The 22,275-nt window shown below is 52.6% G+C and carries 17 protein-coding genes; 3 read left to right on the top strand and 14 right to left on the bottom strand.

Translation table 11 applies throughout. From position 1 onward, the window contains the following. Positions 1–14 precede the first annotated feature (14 nt). Positions 15–1,001: a helix-turn-helix transcriptional regulator gene (locus ACQ4MZ_RS05200; protein ID WP_430843520.1), complete on the bottom strand. Its 987-nt coding sequence runs from the start codon at positions 999–1,001 to the stop codon at positions 15–17. A gap of 89 nt (positions 1,002–1,090) precedes the next feature. Between ACQ4MZ_RS05200 and ACQ4MZ_RS05205 the strand changes: the two genes are divergently transcribed. After that, positions 1,091–2,074, top strand: a complete 984-nt coding sequence (locus ACQ4MZ_RS05205; RefSeq protein WP_430843521.1) for an NAD-dependent epimerase/dehydratase family protein — start codon at positions 1,091–1,093, stop codon at positions 2,072–2,074. A 34-nt stretch (positions 2,075–2,108) separates the two neighbouring features. Here ACQ4MZ_RS05205 and lpdA read toward each other — a convergent pair whose 3' ends face one another. The 5 genes from lpdA to ACQ4MZ_RS05230 form a co-directional block, all read right to left on the bottom strand. After that, entirely contained in the window at positions 2,109–3,518 is a 1,410-nt protein-coding gene (lpdA, locus tag ACQ4MZ_RS05210) for a dihydrolipoyl dehydrogenase (protein ID WP_430843522.1), read from the bottom strand. A gap of 77 nt (positions 3,519–3,595) precedes the next feature. Continuing rightward, entirely contained in the window at positions 3,596–3,988 is a 393-nt protein-coding gene (locus ACQ4MZ_RS05215; RefSeq protein WP_430843523.1) for a VOC family protein, read from the bottom strand. A gap of 12 nt (positions 3,989–4,000) precedes the next feature. Then, entirely contained in the window at positions 4,001–4,441 is a 441-nt protein-coding gene (locus ACQ4MZ_RS05220) for a VOC family protein (RefSeq protein WP_430843524.1), read from the bottom strand. 72 nt (positions 4,442–4,513) lie between these two features. After that, entirely contained in the window at positions 4,514–5,245 is a 732-nt protein-coding gene (locus ACQ4MZ_RS05225; RefSeq protein WP_430843525.1) for a DUF6597 domain-containing transcriptional factor, read from the bottom strand. A gap of 1 nt (position 5,246) precedes the next feature. After that, entirely contained in the window at positions 5,247–6,749 is a 1,503-nt protein-coding gene (locus tag ACQ4MZ_RS05230; RefSeq protein ID WP_430843526.1) for an arylsulfatase, read from the bottom strand. A gap of 118 nt (positions 6,750–6,867) precedes the next feature. Here ACQ4MZ_RS05230 and ACQ4MZ_RS05235 point away from each other — a divergent pair, with 118 nt between their 5' ends. Both ACQ4MZ_RS05235 and ACQ4MZ_RS05240 read left to right on the top strand, forming a co-directional pair. Next, positions 6,868–8,613, top strand: coding sequence for an ABC transporter ATP-binding protein (locus ACQ4MZ_RS05235; RefSeq protein ID WP_430843527.1), 1,746 nt, complete (start codon positions 6,868–6,870; stop codon positions 8,611–8,613). Beyond that, complete coding sequence (locus ACQ4MZ_RS05240; protein ID WP_430843528.1) at positions 8,597–10,354, top strand: ABC transporter ATP-binding protein; 1,758 nt, start codon at positions 8,597–8,599, stop codon at positions 10,352–10,354. Before ACQ4MZ_RS05235 ends, ACQ4MZ_RS05240 begins: the two co-directional genes overlap by 17 nt. Here ACQ4MZ_RS05240 and ACQ4MZ_RS05245 read toward each other — a convergent pair. The 8 genes from ACQ4MZ_RS05245 to ACQ4MZ_RS05280 form a co-directional block, all read right to left on the bottom strand. Next, positions 10,351–11,622 (bottom strand): condensation domain-containing protein, encoded by a 1,272-nt coding sequence (locus ACQ4MZ_RS05245; protein WP_430843529.1) that lies wholly within the window; start codon positions 11,620–11,622, stop codon positions 10,351–10,353. The two genes, ACQ4MZ_RS05240 and ACQ4MZ_RS05245, sit on opposite strands and share 4 nt — an antisense overlap. Beyond that, on the bottom strand, positions 11,619–12,905 hold the full coding sequence (locus ACQ4MZ_RS05250; protein ID WP_430843530.1) for a condensation domain-containing protein: 1,287 nt from the start codon (positions 12,903–12,905) through the stop codon (positions 11,619–11,621). The genes ACQ4MZ_RS05245 and ACQ4MZ_RS05250 overlap by 4 nt, the downstream gene beginning before the upstream one ends. Then, positions 12,902–14,197: a condensation domain-containing protein gene (locus tag ACQ4MZ_RS05255; RefSeq protein ID WP_430843531.1), complete on the bottom strand. Its 1,296-nt coding sequence runs from the start codon at positions 14,195–14,197 to the stop codon at positions 12,902–12,904. The genes ACQ4MZ_RS05250 and ACQ4MZ_RS05255 overlap by 4 nt, the downstream gene beginning before the upstream one ends. A 3-nt stretch (positions 14,198–14,200) precedes the next feature. Next, on the bottom strand, positions 14,201–15,403 hold the full coding sequence (locus tag ACQ4MZ_RS05260; protein WP_430843532.1) for a glycosyltransferase: 1,203 nt from the start codon (positions 15,401–15,403) through the stop codon (positions 14,201–14,203). After that, positions 15,396–16,592 (bottom strand): glycosyltransferase, encoded by a 1,197-nt coding sequence (locus tag ACQ4MZ_RS05265; protein WP_430843533.1) that lies wholly within the window; start codon positions 16,590–16,592, stop codon positions 15,396–15,398. Before ACQ4MZ_RS05265 ends, ACQ4MZ_RS05260 begins: the two co-directional genes overlap by 8 nt. Before the next feature lie 232 nt (positions 16,593–16,824). Next, the gene (locus tag ACQ4MZ_RS05270) at positions 16,825–17,634 is read right to left on the bottom strand and encodes an alpha/beta fold hydrolase (protein WP_430843534.1); all 810 of its coding nucleotides are present in this window, start codon (positions 17,632–17,634) and stop codon (positions 16,825–16,827) included. Further along, complete coding sequence (locus tag ACQ4MZ_RS05275; RefSeq protein ID WP_430843535.1) at positions 17,625–17,921, bottom strand: phosphopantetheine-binding protein; 297 nt, start codon at positions 17,919–17,921, stop codon at positions 17,625–17,627. Before ACQ4MZ_RS05275 ends, ACQ4MZ_RS05270 begins: the two co-directional genes overlap by 10 nt. Further along, positions 17,909–22,252 (bottom strand): beta-ketoacyl synthase N-terminal-like domain-containing protein, encoded by a 4,344-nt coding sequence (locus ACQ4MZ_RS05280; RefSeq protein ID WP_430843536.1) that lies wholly within the window; start codon positions 22,250–22,252, stop codon positions 17,909–17,911. The genes ACQ4MZ_RS05275 and ACQ4MZ_RS05280 overlap by 13 nt, the downstream gene beginning before the upstream one ends. Positions 22,253–22,275 lie beyond the last annotated feature (23 nt).

A 22,275-nucleotide genomic window follows, 5' to 3' on the forward strand; every position in this document is an offset into this window, starting at 1 on the left:
GGGGACAAGGGGGCCTACCGCTGGGCGGTCCCACGTTGCAATTGCATTTGCTTGGGCGTAATACCGAACTTTTTCTTAAATGCCTGTATAAAATTGCTGCCGGTGGAATATCCCACGGCCTCGGCTACTTCGTCGACCGTCAGGCCAGAATCGAGCAGCAACTGGCGGGCGTGCAGCATCCGCTTTTCGTGGATCAGCCCGTATACAGTGGTATTGTATTTCGATTTGAAACCCTCGCGGATCTGGTGTTCCGATAGCCGCGAGTTTTCGGCAATGCTTTCGAGGGAATGCACCGTTAAAAAATGCGTGCTGAGGTATTCGTAAATGTCGGCTAACTCTCGTCCGGTAGCCGCGTGCAGATTGGGGACATGGCGCTCTTGCCGATATTGCTGCAATTGCAGGGCGAGTAATTCGAGAATTTTTCCATTCAGGTACATTTCCGAAAGATCGTCGGCTACCGGCGCGTGCAATATGCGGTGCAATACCGAATGCATTTCGGCATTCACGGGTGCGGCTTTACTGAAAAGTGCAAGGGGTTGCCCGTTTTCCAGCGCTCTTTCCAGTGGTTTTACCGGACTGCCGTTTTGTTGCAGGAATTGCAGCAAATGCTCCTTTTTTAAAATCAATGCAAGGTATTCAAAGCCTTTCTGACGGTTGTAGAAGATGTCCGAATCGAAATTTTCGGAATAATAAATATTATACTCTGCCGGCCGCAACGGGTGTTCGCCGGGAATATCGCGGAAATGCGCATGGGAATGGCCCGTCAACTGGAAATGCAGGCTGATGTGCGGATCGCTTTTCATCCCGCGGATTTGCATATCCTGCAAAAAATCGGCCTGGAAACGGATAATACCGAAATTACGGGCATAGATATTCTTCACACGATGGTTCACGAAAGGTATCCGCGGCGCATCGTGCTCGAAAGTATCCACCGAAGGCTGTGAAAGAAACTTCCTGCCTGCGATTTCCCGGTATGATTCATTATCAATGATATAAGCCATGCACAAATTTCAATGTTTTTATCGGCTATCCCAATATTTTTCAGAACCCGGGACACCTACCTTTGCCGGAAAACAGGTTTGAAGCAATCATGAGTATTCTGGTAACAGGTAGTGCCGGGCATTTGGGCGAGGCGCTTATGCGTACCCTCAGAAATCGCGGCATAGCGGCCACGGGCATTGATATTAAACATTCTGCATATACCGATCTGGTGGGCGACATTGCAGACAGGGATTTTGTAAAAACAGCGATGCGCGGAGTTAGTACCGTCATACACACGGCTACGCTGCACAAGCCGCATGTTGCCACACACAGTAAGCAGGATTTTGTGGATACCAATATTACGGGCACGCTTAACTTGCTCGAAGAGACAGTGTTGCAACGTGTTTCGGCCTTTTTGTTTACCAGTACCACCAGCACATTCGGCGCGGCGATGAACCCCGCGAAAGGGCAGCCCGCAGCCTGGATTACGGAAGAAGTGGTTCCGCTCCCGAAAAACATTTACAGCGTCACCAAGCTGGCGGCGGAAAATCTTTGCGAGCTTTTTTACCGTAAAAACGGACTGCCGGTGTTGATCCTGCGCACGTCGCGCTTCTTTCCCGAGGACGACGACAATGCGGAAACCCGCCGGCTTTACGATACGCCCAACGTGCAGGCGTTGGAATTGCTCTACCGCCGCGTCGATATTGCCGATGCCGTTTCAGCACATTTATTAGCCATGGAAAAAGCCGGAACAATTGGTTTCGGCAAGTATATTATCTCCGCGACCACGCCGTTTACCCTTTCGCATCTGGCACAGCTGCATACCGATGCCCCCGCGGTTATCCGCTCGTTATATCCCGAATGCGAAGCGCTTTTTAATGCCCGGGGCTGGAAGGTATTTCCCGAAATCGACCGCGTGTACGTGAATGAGCGCGCGCGGGGGGAGCTGGGGTGGGAACCGGAATACGATTTTACCCACGTACTCCGGAGTTTGCGAAACGGTACTGATTTCAGAAGCGAGCTGGCGAGGGAGATCGGCAGTAAGGGATATCATGAAGAAGAATTCGAAGAAGGGCCGTTTCCGGTGGAGTAAGATGGCGTGAAGGTCCAGCTTCGCGCCATTTCTTTTACATATTCAAAGCGCCACGTCCTGATGCCGCGAGGAAGGCCTCTTTCAGCGCCTCCGCGTAGGTCGGGTGTGCGTAGGAGATCGTCGACGACGCCAGATCCGTAATTTCATATTCCATGATCGTCACCGCCTGGGCAATCAGGTCGGCGGCGCGGGCACCGATAATGTGCACGCCCAGCACCTCGCCGTATTTGGGATCGGAAAGCACTTTGGCGAAACCGGACGTATCGCCGGCTGCGCGTCCGCGGCCGCTTGCGGAGAATGGGAATTTGCCTTTGTTATAGGGAATGCCCCGTTCTTTGAGCTGCTCTTCGGTAAGGCCTACGCTCGCTACCTCCGGCCAGCTATACACGACACCCGGAATGCGGTCGTAATTGATGTGGTGCGGATGGCCGTGAATGCCTTCCACCGCTGCAATCGCTTCATCTTCGGCCTTATGCGCAAGCATGGGACCTTTGATGACGTCGCCGATCGCGTACACGTTGGGTACAGAGGTCTGGAAGGTCGTATTGGTCTCGATCCGGCCACGGTCGTCCTTCCGGATCGAAGTATTTTCAAGCCCCAAACCGTCGGTATAAGGCCTCCTGCCCACAGCCACCATACAATAGTCGCTGGTGATTTCCTGCTGTTTCTGGTCGGCACCGGTGTACTTCACCGTCACTTTCTTGCCGTCGCTTACCGCCGAATCGACACGCTGGCTGAGGAGGATGTCGATACCTGATTTGGTCAGGATCTTTTTCAGTTCGGTCGTCAGTTCCTTATCCATGGTCGGCACCAGATTGGCTGCGTACTCGATGATCGTAACTTTGGTACCGAGCCGCGCGTACACCGACGCCATTTCCACGCCGATCACCCCGCCGCCGATTACCGACATTGTGGCCGGGATTTCGTTCAGCGATAATGCCTCTGTGGAAGAGATAATGCGTTTTTTGTCGATCGCCGCATTGGGCAGGGAAATCGGCTTGGAGCCCGTCGCAATGATCGTGTATTTGCTTTGATACTCCTGCTCAGAACCATCAGCGCCTTTCACGGTAATGCGGTCGTTGGAGAGGAACCGTGCGGTACCATAAATCACGGCGATCTTGTTTTTCTTCATGAGAAAATTGATCCCTGCCACATTTTGGGATACCACTTCGCTTTTGCGTCCGAAAAACTGCTTGACATCGAGCGAAAGTCCCTTGACCTTGATACCAAAATTCGCAAAACGCGTTTCGGCGTCGTGATAATGCTCGGAGCTGTCGAGCAACGCTTTGGCGGGAATGCAGCCTACGTTGGTGCAGGTGCCACCAAGGTTGTTGTACTTTTCGATAATGGCTGTTTTGTAGCCCAGTTGGGAGGCGCGTATGGCCGCAGTGTATCCGCCCGGCCCGGAGCCGATAACGATCAGATCATAATCCTGGTTAATCATGGGAAATTATTATACTTGGCAGTAATGAGTGATGATATTTCAATTGCTGCCCAATGTAATGCAACCGCCGGTGAATTTCAATCCACTACGGTACAAATCTCCACCAAAAACCCATTCAAATCGCGCACATAAGACACTACTTGTCCCCAGGGTTTGGTTTTAGGTTTTGAGACCAGCGTGGCTCCGGCGTTTAATGCTTTTTGAAGTGCCTCTTCCACATTAACGACCGTGAACCCGATCTCGAATGCAAATGGCTTGGCAGCCGGATCGCTTTCCGTGAAACCTTCGGGAACATTGGTTCTGGCCAGTTCCGTCTGGGCAAATGAAAGTGTCGTATTACCGGTGATCAACTCGCCGTAATCGCCGTCAGGGGTGATGAACTTCCTTTGGAAGCCAAATGCATTTTCGTAGAATTCGATGGTCGCTGTTACGTCCCTGACGTACAGGATGGTATATGTGAAATTCGCCATTGTTACGGAGGTTTAGAGATGGTCGATCGATTGATGTTCGAGCACGTTGCCCGATTGGTCAATGGGGATGAGAGGGTTGTATGAAATTTCCCAAATATTCCCTTCCGGATCGGCAAACAGGAAATAGCAGCCGCCAAACGCCGGCTCGGTTATGGGCTGGACAATCTCCACATCTTTCCCGGATAATTCACCACAAATACCCTCTACCTCCGCACGGGAATTAACCATCAAAGCCATGTTAAACGGGCGGAAACCGCTTCCTTCCGGATCCTGATTATTGAATTTCGCGAGGTCTTTCCGACCAAATAAGCCCAGTAGCATACCGTTCAATTTGAAAAAAACGATCTCCTGATTAGCCGCTTCAATCTTCCAGTCCAGAATATGGGTGTAGAAATCGCGGAGCGCCGGGAGATCGTCGGCAGCGAGCGTGAGGACGCTGAGTCGTTGTTCCATAGGATGTTTGTTGAATGATGCAACAAAACTAACAGCCGTCGTGGGAAGGTTGTTTGGAAAAATGCGACAAAATCAAATCAGGGAAGGAGCTATGCCTGCATATCTGCGGATTTCATTGCTGAGATGTGCGTGATCGTAATAACCGGCTTCGAGTGCAATGTCGAGCAGGGACTGCTTTTCACCTTTTTTGATGAGCTGCACCGCGTACCGGAAACGCATGATGTTGAGGAATTCTTTGGGACTGAGGCCGATATGCTGTTTGAATGTCCGCTGCAATTGCCGCATTGTCATACAACTATTTTGTGCCAGCGTTGTGACGTCAATCAAGCCATTTTTTGATTCAATTTCCGTGATAACCGACGTGAGCAGGCGGTTCCCGTCCTGTAACCTCCGGAGGAAGAACTGATCGAGATAGGATTTGGGCGCCATTTCCGCCGTACGGAGGTCCGGGGCGAGCGCTGGATCGAATTCAGCCGCCCGATCAGTGAATTCGTGCAGGGAATCATATCGATAAAATGCGGCAAATCCAGCCGGCCTGAAACGTACGCCGATGAGTAGTGACCCAGGCGTAACGGTAGTTTCAATGGCGTGCGACATCGTTCCCACCAGGTAACTTCTTTCATTTTTCATGAAGAAACCATCCGCATCGGGCAACTCGTCATCACCGAGATTCATGATGATATCGACGCAGCCATCAGGCAGGATTGTTTGGGCTGCCAAAGGCATATTATCGCCCGTCATCTTCCAGTAGGCATCGATGTACGGCGCGAGCGCCGGATGGGGATGGTACTCCGTGTAAGCCATATTATTTAGCACTTGCCGCAATCACCGGCAACACAAACTGCCATGCCGGATTAGCAGGTTCCTGATGTTCCTTTTTAACAATTTCATCGAATTTTTTCAGCATATCCGGGTGTTTGGCGGCGAGATCGGTCGTTTCGCTGCGGTCGTTCCGGAGGTTGAAAAGCTGCCAGGGGTTGCCCGGGTTTTTGCGCAGGTCGGTTTTGACGGCCTTCCAGTCACCCATGCGGATGGCGATCTGGCCGCCTTTTTCGGGGTATTCAAAATAGAGATAAGGATGCTTTTGCTGCCGGTTGGTTTGCCCTAACAGTTCGGGTAAAAAGGAAATGCCGTCAGTGGGAGGAGCAGGTTGGCCTGTCAGTTCTGCTAATGTGGCTAAAAGATCGAACTGGGCAGAAATATGATCGGTTACCCGGCCAGGCTTGATCTTCCCGGGCCAGCGGGCGATAAACGGCTCGCGGATACCGCCTTCGTAGACGTCCATTTTCAGGCCGCGCAACCCGGCCACGCTGTTGAAAAATTGCGGGTTTACACCGCCATTGAAAGTGGCGCCATTATCGCTGCTGAACATCACGATAGTGTTCCCGTCCAGCCCCAGGGCTTTTAGTTTATCCAAAATAATCCCAACCTGATCATCCAGAAAGGTTATCATTGCTGCATAGGTCGATAGCGGGTATTTGGTGGATGCATACCCTTTTTCACCATAGTAGGGCTTCTCGTCGAACTGCCCGATGTACTTCTTAACGTATTCTTCAGGTGCTTGCAGCGACACATGCGGGATCGTGTACGGCATGTACAGGAAAAAAGGTGCGCCTTTGCTCCGTTCGATAAATGCCAGGGCCTTTTCGGTCATTTTTATCGGCGCGTATTCCTTGCCTTTGAAAGAATCGAAATCGGCGTCGGTGGCTGTGGCCGGGTCGAGCTTGCGGTGGACGTCCTGCCAGGGCTGGGCCAGCGTGTCCCAGCGGTCGTTTTCCCACAAATGCGACGGATAGAGGTTATGCGCCTGTTTTTGGTCGAGGTAGCCGTAGTAGTAATCGAAGCCTTGCTTGCTGGGCGTGCCCTCGGTGTTGTTCATCCCCATGCCCCATTTGCCGGTGAGGGCGGTGGCGTAGCCTTTTTGTTTCAGTAGTTCAGCCACGGTGAGTTCAGAAGCCGGTAACGGCATTTGCCCGCGTTCTTCATCGTCGCGGAAGGTACCGAGCTCGAAATTTCCGCGAATGGCCGAATGCCCGGCGTGCTTGCCCGTCATGAGCATGGCACGCGCAGGCGCGCACACGGGCGTACCTGTGTAATGCTGTGTGAAACGAATGCCCTCTTTGGCGAGGCGGTCGAGGTTAGGCGTTTTGATCTTTTGCTGGCCGTAGCAGCCGAGTTCGCCGTAACCGAGGTCGTCGGCGTAGATGTAAATGATGTTGGGCAGGGCATTTTGCCACGATTTGGCTTTTTGAGCCATCGCTGAAGCGGTAACCGATAACGTCAGTAAGAAAAGATTCAGAAGTTTCATTCAGGTGCGGTTTGGATTTAGAAGGGCGGAAATTTAACCAAAATTTAACCACCCGGACCGGGAGTGATTCGAAAATATACCTTGCTATATTTGTCGCTGTATCTAATGCTAAACCCATATGTCTGAAAAAGCCAATCCGGGAAAGCCCAAGCAGCCCGGCATAGTCAGCTTACTGGCTCCATACAAGGGGTTGATCGTCCTGCTCCTCCTGTTTGCATTGCTGAGCAATGGGGTTAACCTGTGGCTTCCCAAGCTTGTGGCTGACGGGATCGACGACTACACCCGTCAGCAGTTCGACCTCGATGCTATTCTGACCGAGTTCACCGGCGCGGTGATCTTCATTTTTGTTTTTGCATACCTGCAAAGCATTGTCCAGACTTACGCTTCCGAAAAAGTGGCCCGCGACCTGCGGACGAAACTGGCGGACAAAATCTCCAAACAAAGCCACGCATTTATTGAAGAAACTACTGCCGCGAAGCTGCTGACCAATCTTACTGCCGACATTGATTCAATCAAAATGTTTGTGTCACAGGCTATTGTGGCGATCGTTTCGTCGTTGTTCCTCATTATAGGCGCGAGCGTTTTGTTGCTGAGCATTAACTGGAAACTGGCATTAACGGTACTTGCTATCATCCCGATTATCGGCGGGATGTTTGCCATTACCCTGAAGAAAGTCCGCACCTTGTTTGTACAAAGCCGCGAGGTGATCGACTGGCTGAACAAGATCATCAACGAGAGTATCCTCGGTTCCGCGCTGATTCGGGTCGTAAATTCCCAGCAGCTGGAATATGCCAAATTCCTGGAAGCGAATACTAAAGCCAAAGGTTTCGGGCTTGCAATTCTGAGCCTGTTTGCCGGACTTATTCCCGTGGTGACGTTTACGGCCAACGTTTCCATGCTGACGATCCTCGTCCTCGGAGGGCATTTTGTGATCGAAGGCGATATGACTTTGGGAAGTTTCGCGGCATTCAACAGCTATTTGGGTATCCTTATTTTTCCGATCCTGGTTATTGGCTTTATGAGCAATGTGATTGCCCAGGCCACCGCTTCCTACCAGCGGATTTCGGGCGTTTTGAATATTGCGGACCCCGTGCCGGGCGGTGCTTCTACCGAGGCGCTGCGCGGGAATGTCAGCTTGGAGCAGGTGACGGTCCGGTACGGCGAAAAGCCGGCGTTGAAGGACGTTACTTTCTCGGTGAATGCAGGTTCGCGCATTGCTGTAATCGGCCCGACAGCCGCGGGGAAAACGCAGCTGCTTTATTTACTGACGGGCCTCATCAAGCCGCAGGAGGGCCGTATTACCTTCGACGGCCATCCGATCGACTACTACGACAGTGAGTCGTTTCACCGCCAGGTGGGTTTCGTTTTTCAGGATAGCATCATTTTTAATATGAGTATCCGTGAAAACATCGCATTCAGCGCGACCGTCACGAACGAATCTCTGCAGAAAGCGATCGATACCGCCGAGCTGACTGCCTTTATCGAAACCTTGCCCGACGGCCTGGATACCATCGTCTCCGAACGCGGGGCGAGCCTTTCCGGCGGGCAGAAGCAGCGCATCATGCTGGCCCGTGCATTGGCGATGAACCCGAAAGTACTCCTGCTCGACGATTTTACGGCGCGGGTCGACAATACCACTGAAAAGAAGATCCTGGCGAATGTGGAACGGAACTATCCCGGTATTACTTTGATTTCCGTGACGCAGAAAATCGCAGCCATCGAGCATTACGACCAGATTGTGGTGCTGATGGAGGGTGAGCTGATCGGCTGCGGCACGCACGACGAGCTGATGCTCACAAGTCCGGAATACGTGCAGATTTTCAATTCGCAACAAAGCACGAGCAACTATGAACTACGATCTTAACAAAATTTCGGAAGAGCAGCAGAAGACCTCCACGTTGAAGGCGCTCAGGAAGTTGCTGAAATTGATCGCGCATGAGCGGGGTAACCTGGCTCTGGCGCTGGGGGCCATTACATTGAATACGGCAGTAAACCTGTTTGGCCCATATCTTATCGGTCACGCCATTGACAAGTATGTGGTGACGAAGCAGTTTGATGGACTGCTGGTTTTTGGGGGGATATTACTGGCGATGTATTTGCTCGGCCTGGCTACCGCTTATACCCAGACCAAGCTGATGGGCGGAGTAGGGCAGCGGTTGTTGTTTACGCTCAGAAATGCCATTTTCAACAAATTGCAACAGCTTCCCGTCGCGTTTTTCAACCAGAACAAAGCCGGTGATTTGATTTCCCGTGTCAATAACGATACCGACAAGCTGAACCAGTTCTTCTCGCAATCGCTCATGCAGTTTGTGGGAAGTATTTTTACAATGCTGGGTGCCGGTATTTTTCTATTGGTGATTAATATAAAACTTGGCGCTGCGGCATTGGCACCTGCCGTGCTGATCCTGATTTTTACGGTCGTGCTTTCGCCCTGGGTGAAGGCTACCAATGCCAAAAACCTCAAAAGTACCGGTGCGCTGAGCGCCGAGATCCAGGAAAGCCTGAACAATTTCAAAGTGGTGATCGCATTCAACCGCCGCGACTATTTCAGGCAGCGTTTCCAGTTGGCGAACCTTGAAAACTATCGTACCGCCATTCGTGCCGGCCTGGCCAACAATATTTTTCTACCCACCTATTCATTCTTCTCCAACATCGCCCAGTTGGTAGTGCTTACCTACGGCATTCACCTGATCAGCATGGGTGAGTTCAGTGTGGGGTTATTGGTGAGTTACCTGGCTTATGCGGTCAATTTCTATAACCCGCTACGGCAGTTGGCGGCGTTATGGACGAGTTTTCAGGTGGCGATGGCAGGCTGGAACCGTATTTCGCAGATATTGGCATTGGAAACCGATCTGGTACCTGTACCCGAAACGACCTGCGAAGCCGGCGGTGCATTGCTGGAATTCCGCGATGTCCGTTTCGGGTATGACAGCCGTGAGATTTTGCATCAGGTCAATTTTAAACTGGAACGCGGCAAAACCTACGCGTTGATCGGCCCTACCGGCGGTGGAAAAACCACCACAGCCTCGCTCATCGCGCGCCTGTACGACCCGCGCCAGGGAACCGTGTTGCTTGATGGCCGCGACATCCGCACATATACGCCCGAAGAAAGAAGCCGGAAGATTGGTTTCATTTTGCAGGAACCATTCCTGTTTTCCGGCACCATTCGTGAGAATATCCTTTATGGCAACGACCAGTTGAAAGATTATTCCAATGATAAACTGGAACAGGTAATCCGTAGTGCTAACCTGGGAGAAATACTCACATTGTTTGAAGACGGGTTGGAAACAAAGGTTTCGGCAACCGGCGACAGTACGAGCCTGGGGCAGAAGCAACTCATCGCATTCATGCGCGCCGTGCTACGCAGCCCCGAGCTCCTGATCCTCGACGAAGCCACCGCCAACATCGACATCGTCACCGAAAAACTCCTCGGCGACATCCTGAAACAGCTCCCCGAATCGACCACTCAAGTGATCATCGCCCACCGCCTTAACACCATCGAAAATGCCGACGAAATCTTCTTCGTCAACTCCGGTGAAGTAAACCGTGCCGGGTCGCTGGATGATGCGATGGGAATGTTGCTGAAGGGGAATAGGGCTAGCTAGGCGGTGACTTGCGTGCCTTCCAGCAACATCCACATCGCCTCCCGGCAAATCTTCTCTGCATCGATCATCGGAAGGAAGCTCTCGTGCGAGCAGAAGGAGAAATCCATTCTGCCGGCGAAGGTGCTCACGACCAGGGTGTTGGGGTTGCGCCAGGGGAACCCCACGGATGGGCTGTGGATAGCGCGGACGCGGAAATTATTGTAACTCACTGGGATATCCAGCACGCCCATGTTGGAGATCGTAATGTCGTGGCTGCCCTTGGTAGAGCGCATATGCCTGAGTAATGCCTCCGTGGAGCTGTGGAAATACTCGGTGATGAACATCATTTCGGCTGCATTCACGCCTTCGGCTTTCTCAACCAGCGCTTGTTTCATTTTCCGTGTTTCCGTCCAGAAGTCATTTTGTGGATCTTTTTGAGTCAGCGAAAGCTCCACAATCGGGGCGAATGCGAACAGATGGTCTCGGCCGATGGCGGGTAGGTACCGCCGTATGTCCACGGGGCTGATGACTTTGTTCCGTGAAGCTTTTCCCTTTACCGACCGGTGCGCGATCAATGAGGCAGTACACAATGCCGCCTGGACGGTCGTTTTTTCAGCCTTACATTTTTTGACCAATGCGCTGGTTGTTTCTTTATCGAGTGTGTGGGTAAGGAAGTAGTAGTCGCCCGTGCGCGGCGCCGGTTTGGGATTCAGGATGGTAAAAAGGCCTTTTGCCATTGCCGAAAAAAGTTTTCCTTTCCAATGGATCATCCGGCTATCGCGGATCGAAGCCGGAACGAGGGAATTGACGGACTGGAAGCCGTCGTAGGATTCCAGATCCATTTCAGCGCCGTCGAGCAAGAGCAGGAGCTCGCGCATGAGGGTTACGAACCCCGAACCGTCGCAGACGCAATGCGGGCATACGAGAAGCATATCCGATACCTGTTCCGATCGTAGCCATATGAGTCTTGCAGCCGGTCCTTTCGTCAGATCAAACTGTCTTTCCCATTCCAAAAGACTTATTTCTTCCCATTGAATGTCGGATGTCCGTTCAATAATGTGAATTGGGATCGGAGGAATATCCGGATTGGCGATAAATGTCGGGACATTTGTCTTATTTTTTTTGACATTTGAGCGGAGTAGGGGGTGCCGATTTTGAATTTTTGCAAGCGCACTGGCTACCTGCTGTTCGGAAAAATGTCCTTCAATAGTAGCCGTAAAAACGCAATTCACGGGTGCGAGCCCATCAGCGTACATAATACGCTCTCCGACAATCATTTGTCTGTTCATTTCAAATCCGGGATGGTAAGGGGTTTAGTTTCGAGTAAATGCTCTCTGAGCAGTTTCATCGCCGTGCCGATAATAAATTCGGCATCCTGGCGTGCAATATATTTTTCTTCGGAGTGAAATGCGAAATCCATACGCCCGCGGAACGTCGATACCGACACTTTCGAAGGGTTTCCCATTGGGAATCTTGAAAGCGGGCAATGCACTTCGACGACCCTGAGCGGCCCATAAGTTTCATTCAGCGGAATGCGGCCGATGTTAGCGAATGCGAAATCGTGACCGCCCTTTCCGGCTTTCGCATATTTGATGCTGCGCGGATAAAGCGGTACCAGGTATTCGCTGAACAGCAGTAACCGTGCGGCATCGGTCTTTTCGAGCTGTTTATGCAGGCGGGCTTTCAACGCATTGGCCTGCTCGCGAAATCCGTTCTTGTCCCTGGGCGTTTCGAGGCCTACCATCGACGGGAACGGAAAGAGGTGGTCTTTTTTAATCTGAGGTAAAAACCGGCGCATATCCACGGACGCGAACATTCTCCCGCTCGTGCGCACATTGCCCGCACGCTCGAAGGCGCGCATGAACACGAGGATCAGCGAGGCGTTGAGGTGAATGCCTTTCTCTTTACAAACGGAAAGCAAAGTAGCCGTTTCCTCCTCACTGAGCTTCCAGCGGATGGTATAGAAACGATCTTTTACCACTTCTTTCATGCCTGTCACGGCCAGAAGGAAGACCCGCGTAATGCCCGCGATGGCCTTGCCTGCGAGCCTGTTGAGGATATTCTGTCTGACAGCCACGGGTACCAAAGCATCGGGTGAAATAGCCGGATAGGGGAGCAGATCGGTTGCCGGGTCAGCGAGGCATTCGAGCAGTTCCCGCATGATGGTCATGGCTGAGGTGGCGTCGCCTATACAATGGTGGCAGACCGCCAGCAACTCCGAAACCTGTCCGGAACGCACCCAGGTAATTCTGGCCAGAGGTAAATTGGTTTGGTTAAAGGGGGCGCTCCATTCCGTTTCTGCTTCGTCAATCCAGGTCTCTTCCGAAAGCCTGTCAACGATCCGCAGCGGAATGGGTAATATTGAGCCGGGTGTTACATACCAGGGAATACCTTTGGCGTCGGTTTCCACGGTAACGTTCAGGAAAGGGTGTTTTCGCTGGATTCTCTGCAATGCGCCGATCAACGCAGCTTCTTCCATCGCTCCGGCTATCTTTACCGGAAATACCACATTCACGGGCGTATCCGCGCCTGCGTACATGGAAGCTTCCAGAAAGCCCAACCTCCTTTTCATAAGCGCATGGAATGGGGTATGGCCACGGTTTCAAAAAGGATTTCCATGGCTTTTTCCCGGATTTGCATGGCAGTATCCCGCGGCAGGAATTCCTGATTTGAAACAAATGAGAAATCCATTTGGCCATTGAAAGTGGTGGTTATGATGGTGTTGGGATTCGCAAACGGGCCGATGACCGTGGGGCTGTAAATGGTTTCAACCGTGACATTCCGGTATTGTACCGGAATGTCAAGCTTACCCATGTTGGAAAACATAAAGTCGTTGCCCACTTTGGCATAGGTCAGAAACCGGCGTAACTTATGAACAGAACCGTGCGATGCCTCCATGATCATCGTAAATTCGTAGGGGTTCAGCTTTGCCATCTGTTTGGAAACGTGGGCTTGAAGCAATTTGGCTTTCTCCCAGAAACCGGCTCCAATGGATTGTTGAAGACTGATATTCAAAGCCAGTCCGTAGGAAAACAGCATATTGCGCTTTACCTCCGGCATATAACGGCGGATATCCACCGGGCAAGTTGCTTTACCATGTGCCCCTGCACCATTTACCGCTTTGAATGCCTCCATCAATGCAAGCCCGATAGCAGTATTGACCGTCACACCTTCTTGTTTGCAATGGCTAAACAGCGCTTTCGATTGCTCTACGCCGAGCTTCCAGTTGACCAGGTAGTCGGCAGAACGTGGTGCGGGTTTCTTTTTGGTTGATATAAACAATGAGCCTAATGAAAGTCCCAGGTTTACCAGCGCGGCCGAGAACTTCGCCTTGAAGCGGTTACGGCCATTGTCGAGTATTTCGGCCGGTACCAGGTCGCGAATGCTTTGGAATGCCGGCGCTTTGCCGATCTCTGCCTGCGGATCATCGAGCAATGCCAGCAGGTCGGACAACAATGCTACACCCGAGCCGCCGTCGCACATGCAATGGTGAAAAGCCATAATGAGATCCGATACTTCGGCTGAACGGATCCAGGTAATGCGGAACAGCGGGCCTTTAGTTATATCAAACGAGGTACCGAGCTCATGCACAGTCTCCCGGTTCCAGTCTTCGTCGCCTGTTCGTTCCACGATTCTGAGGGGGATCGCAGGGGGCGTTGGCGGGGTGTGGAAATAAGGTCTCCCCAATGTGTCTATGCCAATAGCAGTGCGCAGCATGACATACTTCTCCTGTAAGCGGGCGAGGGCGCCGACGAGCTCTGCATGGTCGATCACACCATTGATTTTCAATGCGTAAACGCCGTGAAACGGCTCGGTACCATCGCCCAAAAGCACCCTTTCGAGGAAAAGCAGGTTTCGTTTCATCGGTTACGCGGTTTCGGTTACACGGTTGGCGATTGCGAAATCTTCGAGTAATGAAACGGCTCTGGCATTGCCGCCCGCGGCATTGAACGTGTCGCGGATATGCTCCGCGGCGTTGCGGTATTGCGGATTTTCAAGCAGTTCCTTCATCGCATTTTTTACATCGGGCACACGCAGCCTCTTGTACCTGACTTTGATCCCACAGCCTGCATTTTCGATCAAAGCGGCGGTGTGAAAATGGTCATAAGCAATAGGGGTAATGAGCATCGGAAGGCCGTTCATGAACGTGTCGTTCACGGTATTGAACCCGCCGTGGCAGATCACCGCATCCATTTTTGGGATAATATCGGCCTGAGGCACAAATCCTTGTACAATAAAGTTCTCCGGCCATTCGTCGATCACCGACGGATCGGTGGCCGCCACGATCGTGATCGGTTCGTTGCCGAATGCTTCGATCAGTTTCATGAAAAATTCCTTGCGGATATCGACCAGCAATGTGCCCAGCGATACAAATACTTTGGGCGTAGTAGCTTTTTCGAGCCTTTCCCAGTCGAACGGGGTATCGTTGGGCCTGCCTTTCACCGGCCCCACAAATTTCATATGCGGATCGGGCTCCGGGAAGCCGGCAAACTCCTTGGAAGTGAACACAATGTTCATCTCATGGGAATGGATCACAAACTCGTCGGTATAAATGTCGAGCTCGCGCTGCAGGCCTTTGATAAGGTTCTGTTGCCATTCGAAGATTTTCGGGGCGGAGATGGCGGTATCGCCCATCACATCCGGCGGCACGGGTGTGGTGGTCACGCATGGGATGCCTTTGAGATGCGCCACCAATGCTCCGGCGAAGGTAATGCAGTCATTCACGATCACATCCGGCTGGAAATCGTCGGCCACGCGCGATACGCCCGGGAACATAATGCGCGCAAAGGGAATATAGGTTTCTTCCAACGCAAGTTTCATCACTTCGGGGCCGGAGAGGGACGGACCGTCGTCCTGGCGTTTCAGGATGCGTGCGATCTCTTCCTGGTGCGGTGCGAGTTCTGCTTCGGGAAGGATGTAGTGGCCGCCTTCGGGAATGTGCTTGTCGGCCAGGGAGATGAGGCCCGTCCATGCTACGTCATGCCCATTGGCGAGGAGGCTTGCTCCAACGCTGAGTGTAGGACTGATATGTCCGAAAAAAGGGGGTACTACAAAGAGGAATCTAGCCATTATGCAAGACTTTAACGGGTATCTGATCGAGCCACTGCGCCGCGGTGCGGGTGCCGCCCGCCTGCTCGAAAGAGGCCTGGACACGGTGCGCTGCGAGTCGGTAGCCCGGATCATTTAAAATATCATTGACCGCGGTTTTGAGGTGCGGGGCTTTAAAACGGTTGAAATTGAGCCTCACCCCGCACCTGTTCGCGACCACGCGACCGGCTACGTGTGACTGGTCGTACGCGATCGGGATCACCACCAGCGGTATTCCGTTGGATAATGCTTCGGAGACGGTATTATGGCCTGCGTGGCACACTACGCCGTCGAGGTGAGGGAGCAGTTCGAGTTGGGGTATGCGATGTTTTACCAGAAAATTGGCAGGCCACGATTCGAACAGCGTTTCGTCGGAAACCACCACTACCAATAGCTCCTCGCCGCCGAATGCCTCAATCACTTTGGCAAAGAAGTCCTTCTTGAACTGGTGATCGAATGTGGTGCCTATGGAGATGAGGATTTTGGGAACGGTTTGAGCCTTTAATTTTTCCCAGTCGAATGGAATGTCGGCAATACGGTTGCTGATCACCGGGCCGGGGAAACGGTAATATTCCGGCAACTCCATTTCTCCAAAAAATTCCCTCGAAGTAAATACCAGCGTCAGCAATTCGGAGGTCGCGAGTGATTTGTCACCTTCGATACCAAGTTCCTGTTGCAATCCCATGATCTGCTTTACCTCCCATTCATGAATTTTGGGCAAATCTTCCATCATTTTTACGGCGGCCGGAGCGGTTACCGACGTCGCGTAAGGAATATCGAGCAAATGCGCGGCCATACCGCCGGCAAATACCTGGTGGTCGTTGATCACAACATCGGGCTGCCAGCTTTGGAGCAACTGCATAATGCCGTCGAACATGTAGCGGTTGAGCGGCACGAGCACCTCTTCGTAGAGAAACTTAATGCTCTCGATGCCGTAGACGTTCTTTTTGGTGATAATATCGAGGTATTCGGCGTTGGCCTGCTTCTCGGAATCATCTTGGTTGTAGCGGATTACGAGCAACTGGCCGCCGGTTGGCAGTTTTTCCTGTAACTGTTCGTCGAGGCTGATCCACGCCACTTCGTGGCCCAGCGCCAGTAACTCCGCGCCAACGCTGAGCGTCGGGTTGATGTGGCCGGTTAGCGGCGGAACGATAAAGGTGTATTTGGGCATCTTGCGGTATCGTATCGGTCTTTTTGGGTGGTTTGGTGCCGTAGCGTTGTTGCTTTTTAGTACCGTTCCCGGACTGAAGTCCGGGGTTATGGATTGCGTTATCTCTTATCTATTTCCGTTGGCTTTAGCCGACGGGTGGTTTGGTGCCGTAGCGTTGTTGCTTTATGGTACCTCCCCCGGACTGAAGTCCGGGGTTGTGGATTGCGTTCTCTCTTATCTATTTCCGTTGGCTTCAGCCGACGGGCGATGGCGACGGGGCATTTCGGGCGACGGGCAACGGGGACGGTTCGAGAAATTTCTCGAGTTCCTTTCCTATTACCTCCGGCTGCTGTACGGGCACATTATGGTCGCCGGGAGCCAGTACGAGCGAGGCGTTCGGGATTCTCTTAGCCAACGTCCGGCCGGAAGGCACGCAATTGGAATCTTCTCCATAAATCAATAGCGTCTCGTGCTGAATTGCTGTTACCAAAGGATCGCTGAAAAAGCCCTTTTCTCCCTCCATATCCGACCGGATGGAAGTTTCATTGAACAGAAACTCGTACATCCGGTGGTTCTTCTCCAATTGTCTTTTACCCGCAAGCAGGCGCGTTGTATCCGCAAAGTTTTCGATGTAATGGATCAAAAACTCCTTGCTGTAAGTGTCGATGATCGTGAGCGTTTCCTGTTCGCTCGGGTCGGGGCCTTCGATGATGGCCAGTTTGCCTACGCGCTCCGGAAAGCGGGTTGCCATTTTCAAGGCTACCAATCCGCCGTAGCTATAACCGGCCAGGTGCGCCTTTTCGATGCCGAGGATGTCCATCAGGTCGCGGAGGTCGTCGGTCATTGAAGTGAGGTCGTAGCCGGTTGGTACTTTTTCGCTCATGCCGTGACCCTTCATATCGAACAGCACCACGCGGAAATGCTTCGCGAGTATGGGAGCGATATTGAAATAATACACGGCGAGGTTACTGAACATCCCGTGCACCATGATGATCGTCTCCGCGCCCTCGGGGTTCAGTTCCTGCACGTGCAGGCGGACATTCGGCAGGCTGACTACTGGCATTCCTGAATATAAGTGATGATGTCTTCGAGTTTCAGCTGGATAATTTCATCCAAATCCATATTCGACAGCCAGCCGGTGAAATCGATATTCGATCCGAAATGATTTTTGACTTTTTCCGAGAATGCTACGATTTCGATGCTGTCCATTTCAAGGTCTTTGGTAAATGAACTGGCAGGCGTAATATCCATCTCCTCCACAAATTCCTCGCCGATCACCTCGGTGATGAATTGGTTCAGGGTTTCAAAAATCTCCTCTTTGCTCAGCTTGTCTTGTGTCAGTTGGTCCATCCGATGATGTAATTAAAATGTTTGATAGTATTGATCCATATATCCTGAATGCGCAATGCATCCCCGTTGATCTCTTCAATCTGGTAGGCCCGGGGATTGCCCATGAGGCCTTTACCGAGCATTTTGCCGAATGCTTCCTTTGCTACCCAGCAGCGCGTCATCCATTCGTCCTGGTCGCGGCCGTCGAGCAATGCCAGCTCGGCAGCGGTGAACACGATTTCCGTAAAACCTGCGCTTCTTGGCTGTATTTCCTCAATATCAATACCTACCGGACCTTTTTCGCTGGCAATGGCCACGGCTTCCAGGTTCTTGTGTGCCAGTGAAATGTGGATGCCCCTCGTCATCGGGCCGTCGAGGAACGGTTTGCCGACCTCATCCGACCGTATCTCAAACTCGATCGGGAAGTACGCCTCCTTGCGCGAGCGTAGCAGGAGCATACGCGTGGCATCTTTGGCGGCCACCCGGCTGATCATCCATTCCTTCTTTTTGTTGGGTATCAGGCTACGCTGGTGCCGTTTTTCGGGTTGGTTGAAATATCTTTTTAAAATAAAATCCCATGAAACAACGCGCTGGTAGGCATTGCGGAAAAGGAACACCCCGGGCGCCACTTCGTCGGACAGCACGTTCTGCAACGGTGCCATGGATACATTCCAGAGCTTCTCGTCGATTTCCAGACGGCGGTTCTGCCAGCCACGGATGATCGACCATACTTTCCCGTCGCGTTTGAGGATGAAATCGGCGGTGGCAGTTTCGTCGGTGAGCTCGGTAAGGCGGCAGGTACATTCGAAAACGCCGGCCTGGTCTTCCATCTCACCATAAAACTCCACCTCGTTGATTTTTACCGGGAATGCAATGCGGTCCTTCGTCAGTGTGAGTTGGAGCCAGAGGCCGAAGAGTTGCCCTGCATTATCCAGCAGCGAGCCTTTGCCAGCATCACCGGAAATAAGGCCGGTAATGCCGTTTTGAGCCACACTCACTACTTCCCGGATTCCCTGGTAGGCAGGGCCGTGGAACATATTTTCCCGGTAGATCTGCTCTGGCGTAATGGTAATGCCGAGCGACTCGCCGATATCATAACCATTTGTTTCGGGCGTGCCTTTCGTTTCCGAAAGTTGTACTTCGGCATTGGCATATTTGTCCAGGTCGAGGTAAACACGGTTGGGACTTTTCCACTCGCCGGTGACGGTCTCGCGGAAGGGTTCCACCACATTCATCCATTGAAATACCTTAATGGCCAAGATCTTTTGCACGCGCAGTCCGGGCGCCTGCTCTCGGGCGATGTCGCCGAACACCTCGAAGATCATCGTCATTGGGATCACCGGGTCCATATCCTCCACGCAGTGCCAGTTGGGCTTTTGTTTGAGGAGCGAATGGTCGATCAGCCAGGGACTGTTTTGGAGCGAAATGTCGAGCTGCTTTTTGAAGGGTGGCCGCATGTCTTGTATGAGCGGCTTAAAAGCGTCGGGCTGAACTACTGGTCGTGCTGACGGTTGAACGGTAGTTCGGGCAACAGGCGCTGCGGCCGACTGGTTGCGGAACAGCCCCGCGAGTTCGGCCTGCACCAGGGCAATTTCGTCCATATTCGCCGATAATGCCTTCATTACCGGGTGCGCCACATCGTCCAGTGCCAGTTCTTTTTTCGGCTGGCTAAATGTAATTTTCTTCAATGAATCCAGCTCAGTCACGAAAGGTGAGCCGAGTTGAAGCTTCATCGGTTTGCGATGCGGATTTTGCTGCGTCTCGATCCCCATGAATGCGAGGTCGATATTTTTGCCCTCTACAAACAATGCCGCCATTACACGCTGCAATTGTTGCAAGCCGCCCCTGATCGGTACATTCGAGGCGATGGCGCTGTATGGCTTGCCTTTCAGCGTATCGTCCACGAACCCTACCAGCCCGCCGGAACCGACCTGTATGAACATGCGTACGTCCTCAGCATACAGCTTGTCGATCAGCTCACGGAAGCGCACGGGTTTCACCAGGTGCTCCACGCTCAGCGAGCGGATTTCGTCGTATGACTCGGGGTAAATATCCAGGGTAGTGGCCGACCAGAGCGGAATAGTGGTCGGTTGGAACTCCATGGTTTCGAGGCCGTCCAGGATCCGGTCCAGCTTATCCTTCACAAAGGGTGAGTGGAAGCCGGACTGGAACGGTAGCTGTTGATGGAAGATTTGATGCGCACGCAAGATGGCCGAGAAATCTTCGACCGCCCCGATGGTACCGCATAGGATTACCTGCTGCGGACAGTTGTCGATGGACAAATAGATATCCTGCTTGTCTTCCAGCCACGGTTTCAGCTGGTCATACCCACAACCTACCGCGAGGAATTTGGTGTTTTTTACTTCAAAAAGTTCGGGGTTCAGCCGGGTAAGCAATTGTAAAACCGATGCTTCCGATGCCAACCCGGAAGAGCGGCCCGCAAGCCATTCGCCCAGGCTGTGGCCTGCATTCATGTCGGATTTTACACCCAGTTTCTTAATCGCCGAATCGAGTATCCTGCTTTTTTCAAGCAGTTTCATGGCCGTATTGAAAACCGATTGCTCTTCGCTGGTTTCGTTCGCTTCAAATCTGGGCAGATTGAAATAATCCGCCACGCTGTCTATCTCACCGCCCGCGAGGCCGTCGAGGCCGGGGAAGAGGAATGCGGTTTTGCCACCGTTGGTGAGCAAAGGTCCATTGGTGTACCAAATGTCCTGCTTGTTGCGCCAGACGTTATTTTTTGCAACTATTTTAATGGCCTTGGCAATGCGCTCGGACGTCGGTTCGAAGATGGCTACCCGGTAATTGCCCGAGCCGGTTTCTTTGTCGCCCGCTTCCAATGCCGTGAGCAACGCTTCGTGTGTGGGGCGCGCGAGAAGTAAAACTTCGTCGCGAACGGCGACATTTGCGCTACCATTTACAACATTACTTGTGCTTTTTTTAGGACTTTTGTCCCATCCTTCCAGGACAATATGCGCATTAATCCCGCCAAAGCCGAAAGCATTCACGCCCGCGTAACGCGGCAAACCCGATTGCTGCCAGTCGGTAAGTTGTTTTACAGGTTCAAAACGCGTATAGGCCAATGCTTCGACCGGCTCTTCGCAATGCAGGGTAGGAGGCAGCTGTCCATGGTATAATGCAAGAACAGTCTTGATAACACCCGCAATACCGGCCGCAGGCATCGCATGCCCGATCATTGATTTCACAGACCCGATACCCACCTTGGCACCCGCATTCCCGAACACGGTCGCCAGCGTTTCCAGCTCCGTTTTATCGCCGAGCGGCGTGCCGGTGCCGTGTGCTTCGAGGTAGCCGATCTGGTCGGTGCTGACGCCGGCCATCTCCCATGCCTGACGGATGGCTTTCACCTGCCCGTGCACGGTGGGGCTCATGACGCTCGCGCCTGCGCCATCGCTCGATACGCCCACGCCCTGGACCACAGCATAAATGCGGTCGCCGTTGGCAATCGCGTCGGAAAGTCTTTTTAATACCACAAAACCACAACCCTCACCGATCAATAGCCCGTCGGCGCGTTGGTCGAAAGGCCTGATTTGCTGGTTTTTGGACAATGCGCCCAGCTGGTGGAAAATGCTCCAGAAAGGCGCATTCTGGCAGGCATGCACGCCGCCGGCGATCATCATATCGGCCCGACCGGAGTTCAGCTCCTGCACGGCGTGGTCGATCGCGAGCAGCGAGCTCGCACAGGCGGCGTCCAGTGTGTAGGCGGTGCCACCCAGGTCGAGGCGGTTGGCTACCAGCGAGGCGGTTAGGTTGGGGATCAATCCCATGGCAGTATCCGCCGAAAAACGTCCTTTTTTCTGCTGAAATTCGCTTTTGATCTTTTCTAAATCTTCGCTTTTGAGGTCGGGCAAAATGCTTTGCAGTACTTCCACGATCTGCTGCCCGGTACGCACGATCTCGATCGCGCGCGTAGCGCCCGGGCCTGTGTAGTTGCCCTTACCTATGATAATGCCTGTTTTGGCAAAATTAGCGCCGTTGCTGCGGCAGCCGTTGCTGAATGCGCGGGCATCCAACAATGCCTTATGGGCGAGGCTTAATGTAAGCAACTGCTCAGGTTCCGTGCCTTCGACGGCAAGCGGTAAGATGCCGAACTGAATCGGATCGAATTCAGCGTAATTGTCTATAAATCCGCCGCGGCGGCAGTAAAACCGGTCCACAGCCGCCGATGTCTGTTCATTTTCCTGAAAAAACAGGCTGCCCATCCGGCTTTCCGGCACTGTTTCGATGGCGTCCACACCGCTACGGATATTTTCCCAGAAGGCGTTCAGATCGCCCGCTCCGGGGAAAATACCCGACATACCGATAATGGCTATATCTGCATTTCTTTTCATGATGTTGTTCAAATGCGTCTAGC

Origin of the sequence: Dyadobacter sp. BHUBP1 (assembly GCF_050587785.1) — a bacterium.
In the GTDB taxonomy this organism is placed as follows: domain Bacteria; phylum Bacteroidota; class Bacteroidia; order Cytophagales; family Spirosomataceae; genus Dyadobacter.

Coding starts and splice junctions, on each gene's coding strand:
- ACQ4MZ_RS05200 (WP_430843520.1), bottom strand. CDS start 1,001: ATGGCTTATATCATTGATAATGAATCATACCGGGAAATCGCAGGCAGG.
- ACQ4MZ_RS05205 (WP_430843521.1), top strand. CDS start 1,091: ATGAGTATTCTGGTAACAGGTAGTGCCGGGCATTTGGGCGAGGCGCTT.
- lpdA (WP_430843522.1), bottom strand. CDS start 3,518: ATGATTAACCAGGATTATGATCTGATCGTTATCGGCTCCGGGCCGGGC.
- ACQ4MZ_RS05215 (WP_430843523.1), bottom strand. CDS start 3,988: ATGGCGAATTTCACATATACCATCCTGTACGTCAGGGACGTAACAGCG.
- ACQ4MZ_RS05220 (WP_430843524.1), bottom strand. CDS start 4,441: ATGGAACAACGACTCAGCGTCCTCACGCTCGCTGCCGACGATCTCCCG.
- ACQ4MZ_RS05225 (WP_430843525.1), bottom strand. CDS start 5,245: ATGGCTTACACGGAGTACCATCCCCATCCGGCGCTCGCGCCGTACATC.
- ACQ4MZ_RS05230 (WP_430843526.1), bottom strand. CDS start 6,749: ATGAAACTTCTGAATCTTTTCTTACTGACGTTATCGGTTACCGCTTCA.
- ACQ4MZ_RS05235 (WP_430843527.1), top strand. CDS start 6,868: ATGTCTGAAAAAGCCAATCCGGGAAAGCCCAAGCAGCCCGGCATAGTC.
- ACQ4MZ_RS05240 (WP_430843528.1), top strand. CDS start 8,597: ATGAACTACGATCTTAACAAAATTTCGGAAGAGCAGCAGAAGACCTCC.
- ACQ4MZ_RS05245 (WP_430843529.1), bottom strand. CDS start 11,622: ATGAACAGACAAATGATTGTCGGAGAGCGTATTATGTACGCTGATGGG.
- ACQ4MZ_RS05250 (WP_430843530.1), bottom strand. CDS start 12,905: ATGAAAAGGAGGTTGGGCTTTCTGGAAGCTTCCATGTACGCAGGCGCG.
- ACQ4MZ_RS05255 (WP_430843531.1), bottom strand. CDS start 14,197: ATGAAACGAAACCTGCTTTTCCTCGAAAGGGTGCTTTTGGGCGATGGT.
- ACQ4MZ_RS05260 (WP_430843532.1), bottom strand. CDS start 15,403: ATGGCTAGATTCCTCTTTGTAGTACCCCCTTTTTTCGGACATATCAGT.
- ACQ4MZ_RS05265 (WP_430843533.1), bottom strand. CDS start 16,592: ATGCCCAAATACACCTTTATCGTTCCGCCGCTAACCGGCCACATCAAC.
- ACQ4MZ_RS05270 (WP_430843534.1), bottom strand. CDS start 17,634: ATGCCAGTAGTCAGCCTGCCGAATGTCCGCCTGCACGTGCAGGAACTG.
- ACQ4MZ_RS05275 (WP_430843535.1), bottom strand. CDS start 17,921: ATGGACCAACTGACACAAGACAAGCTGAGCAAAGAGGAGATTTTTGAA.
- ACQ4MZ_RS05280 (WP_430843536.1), bottom strand. CDS start 22,252: ATGAAAAGAAATGCAGATATAGCCATTATCGGTATGTCGGGTATTTTC.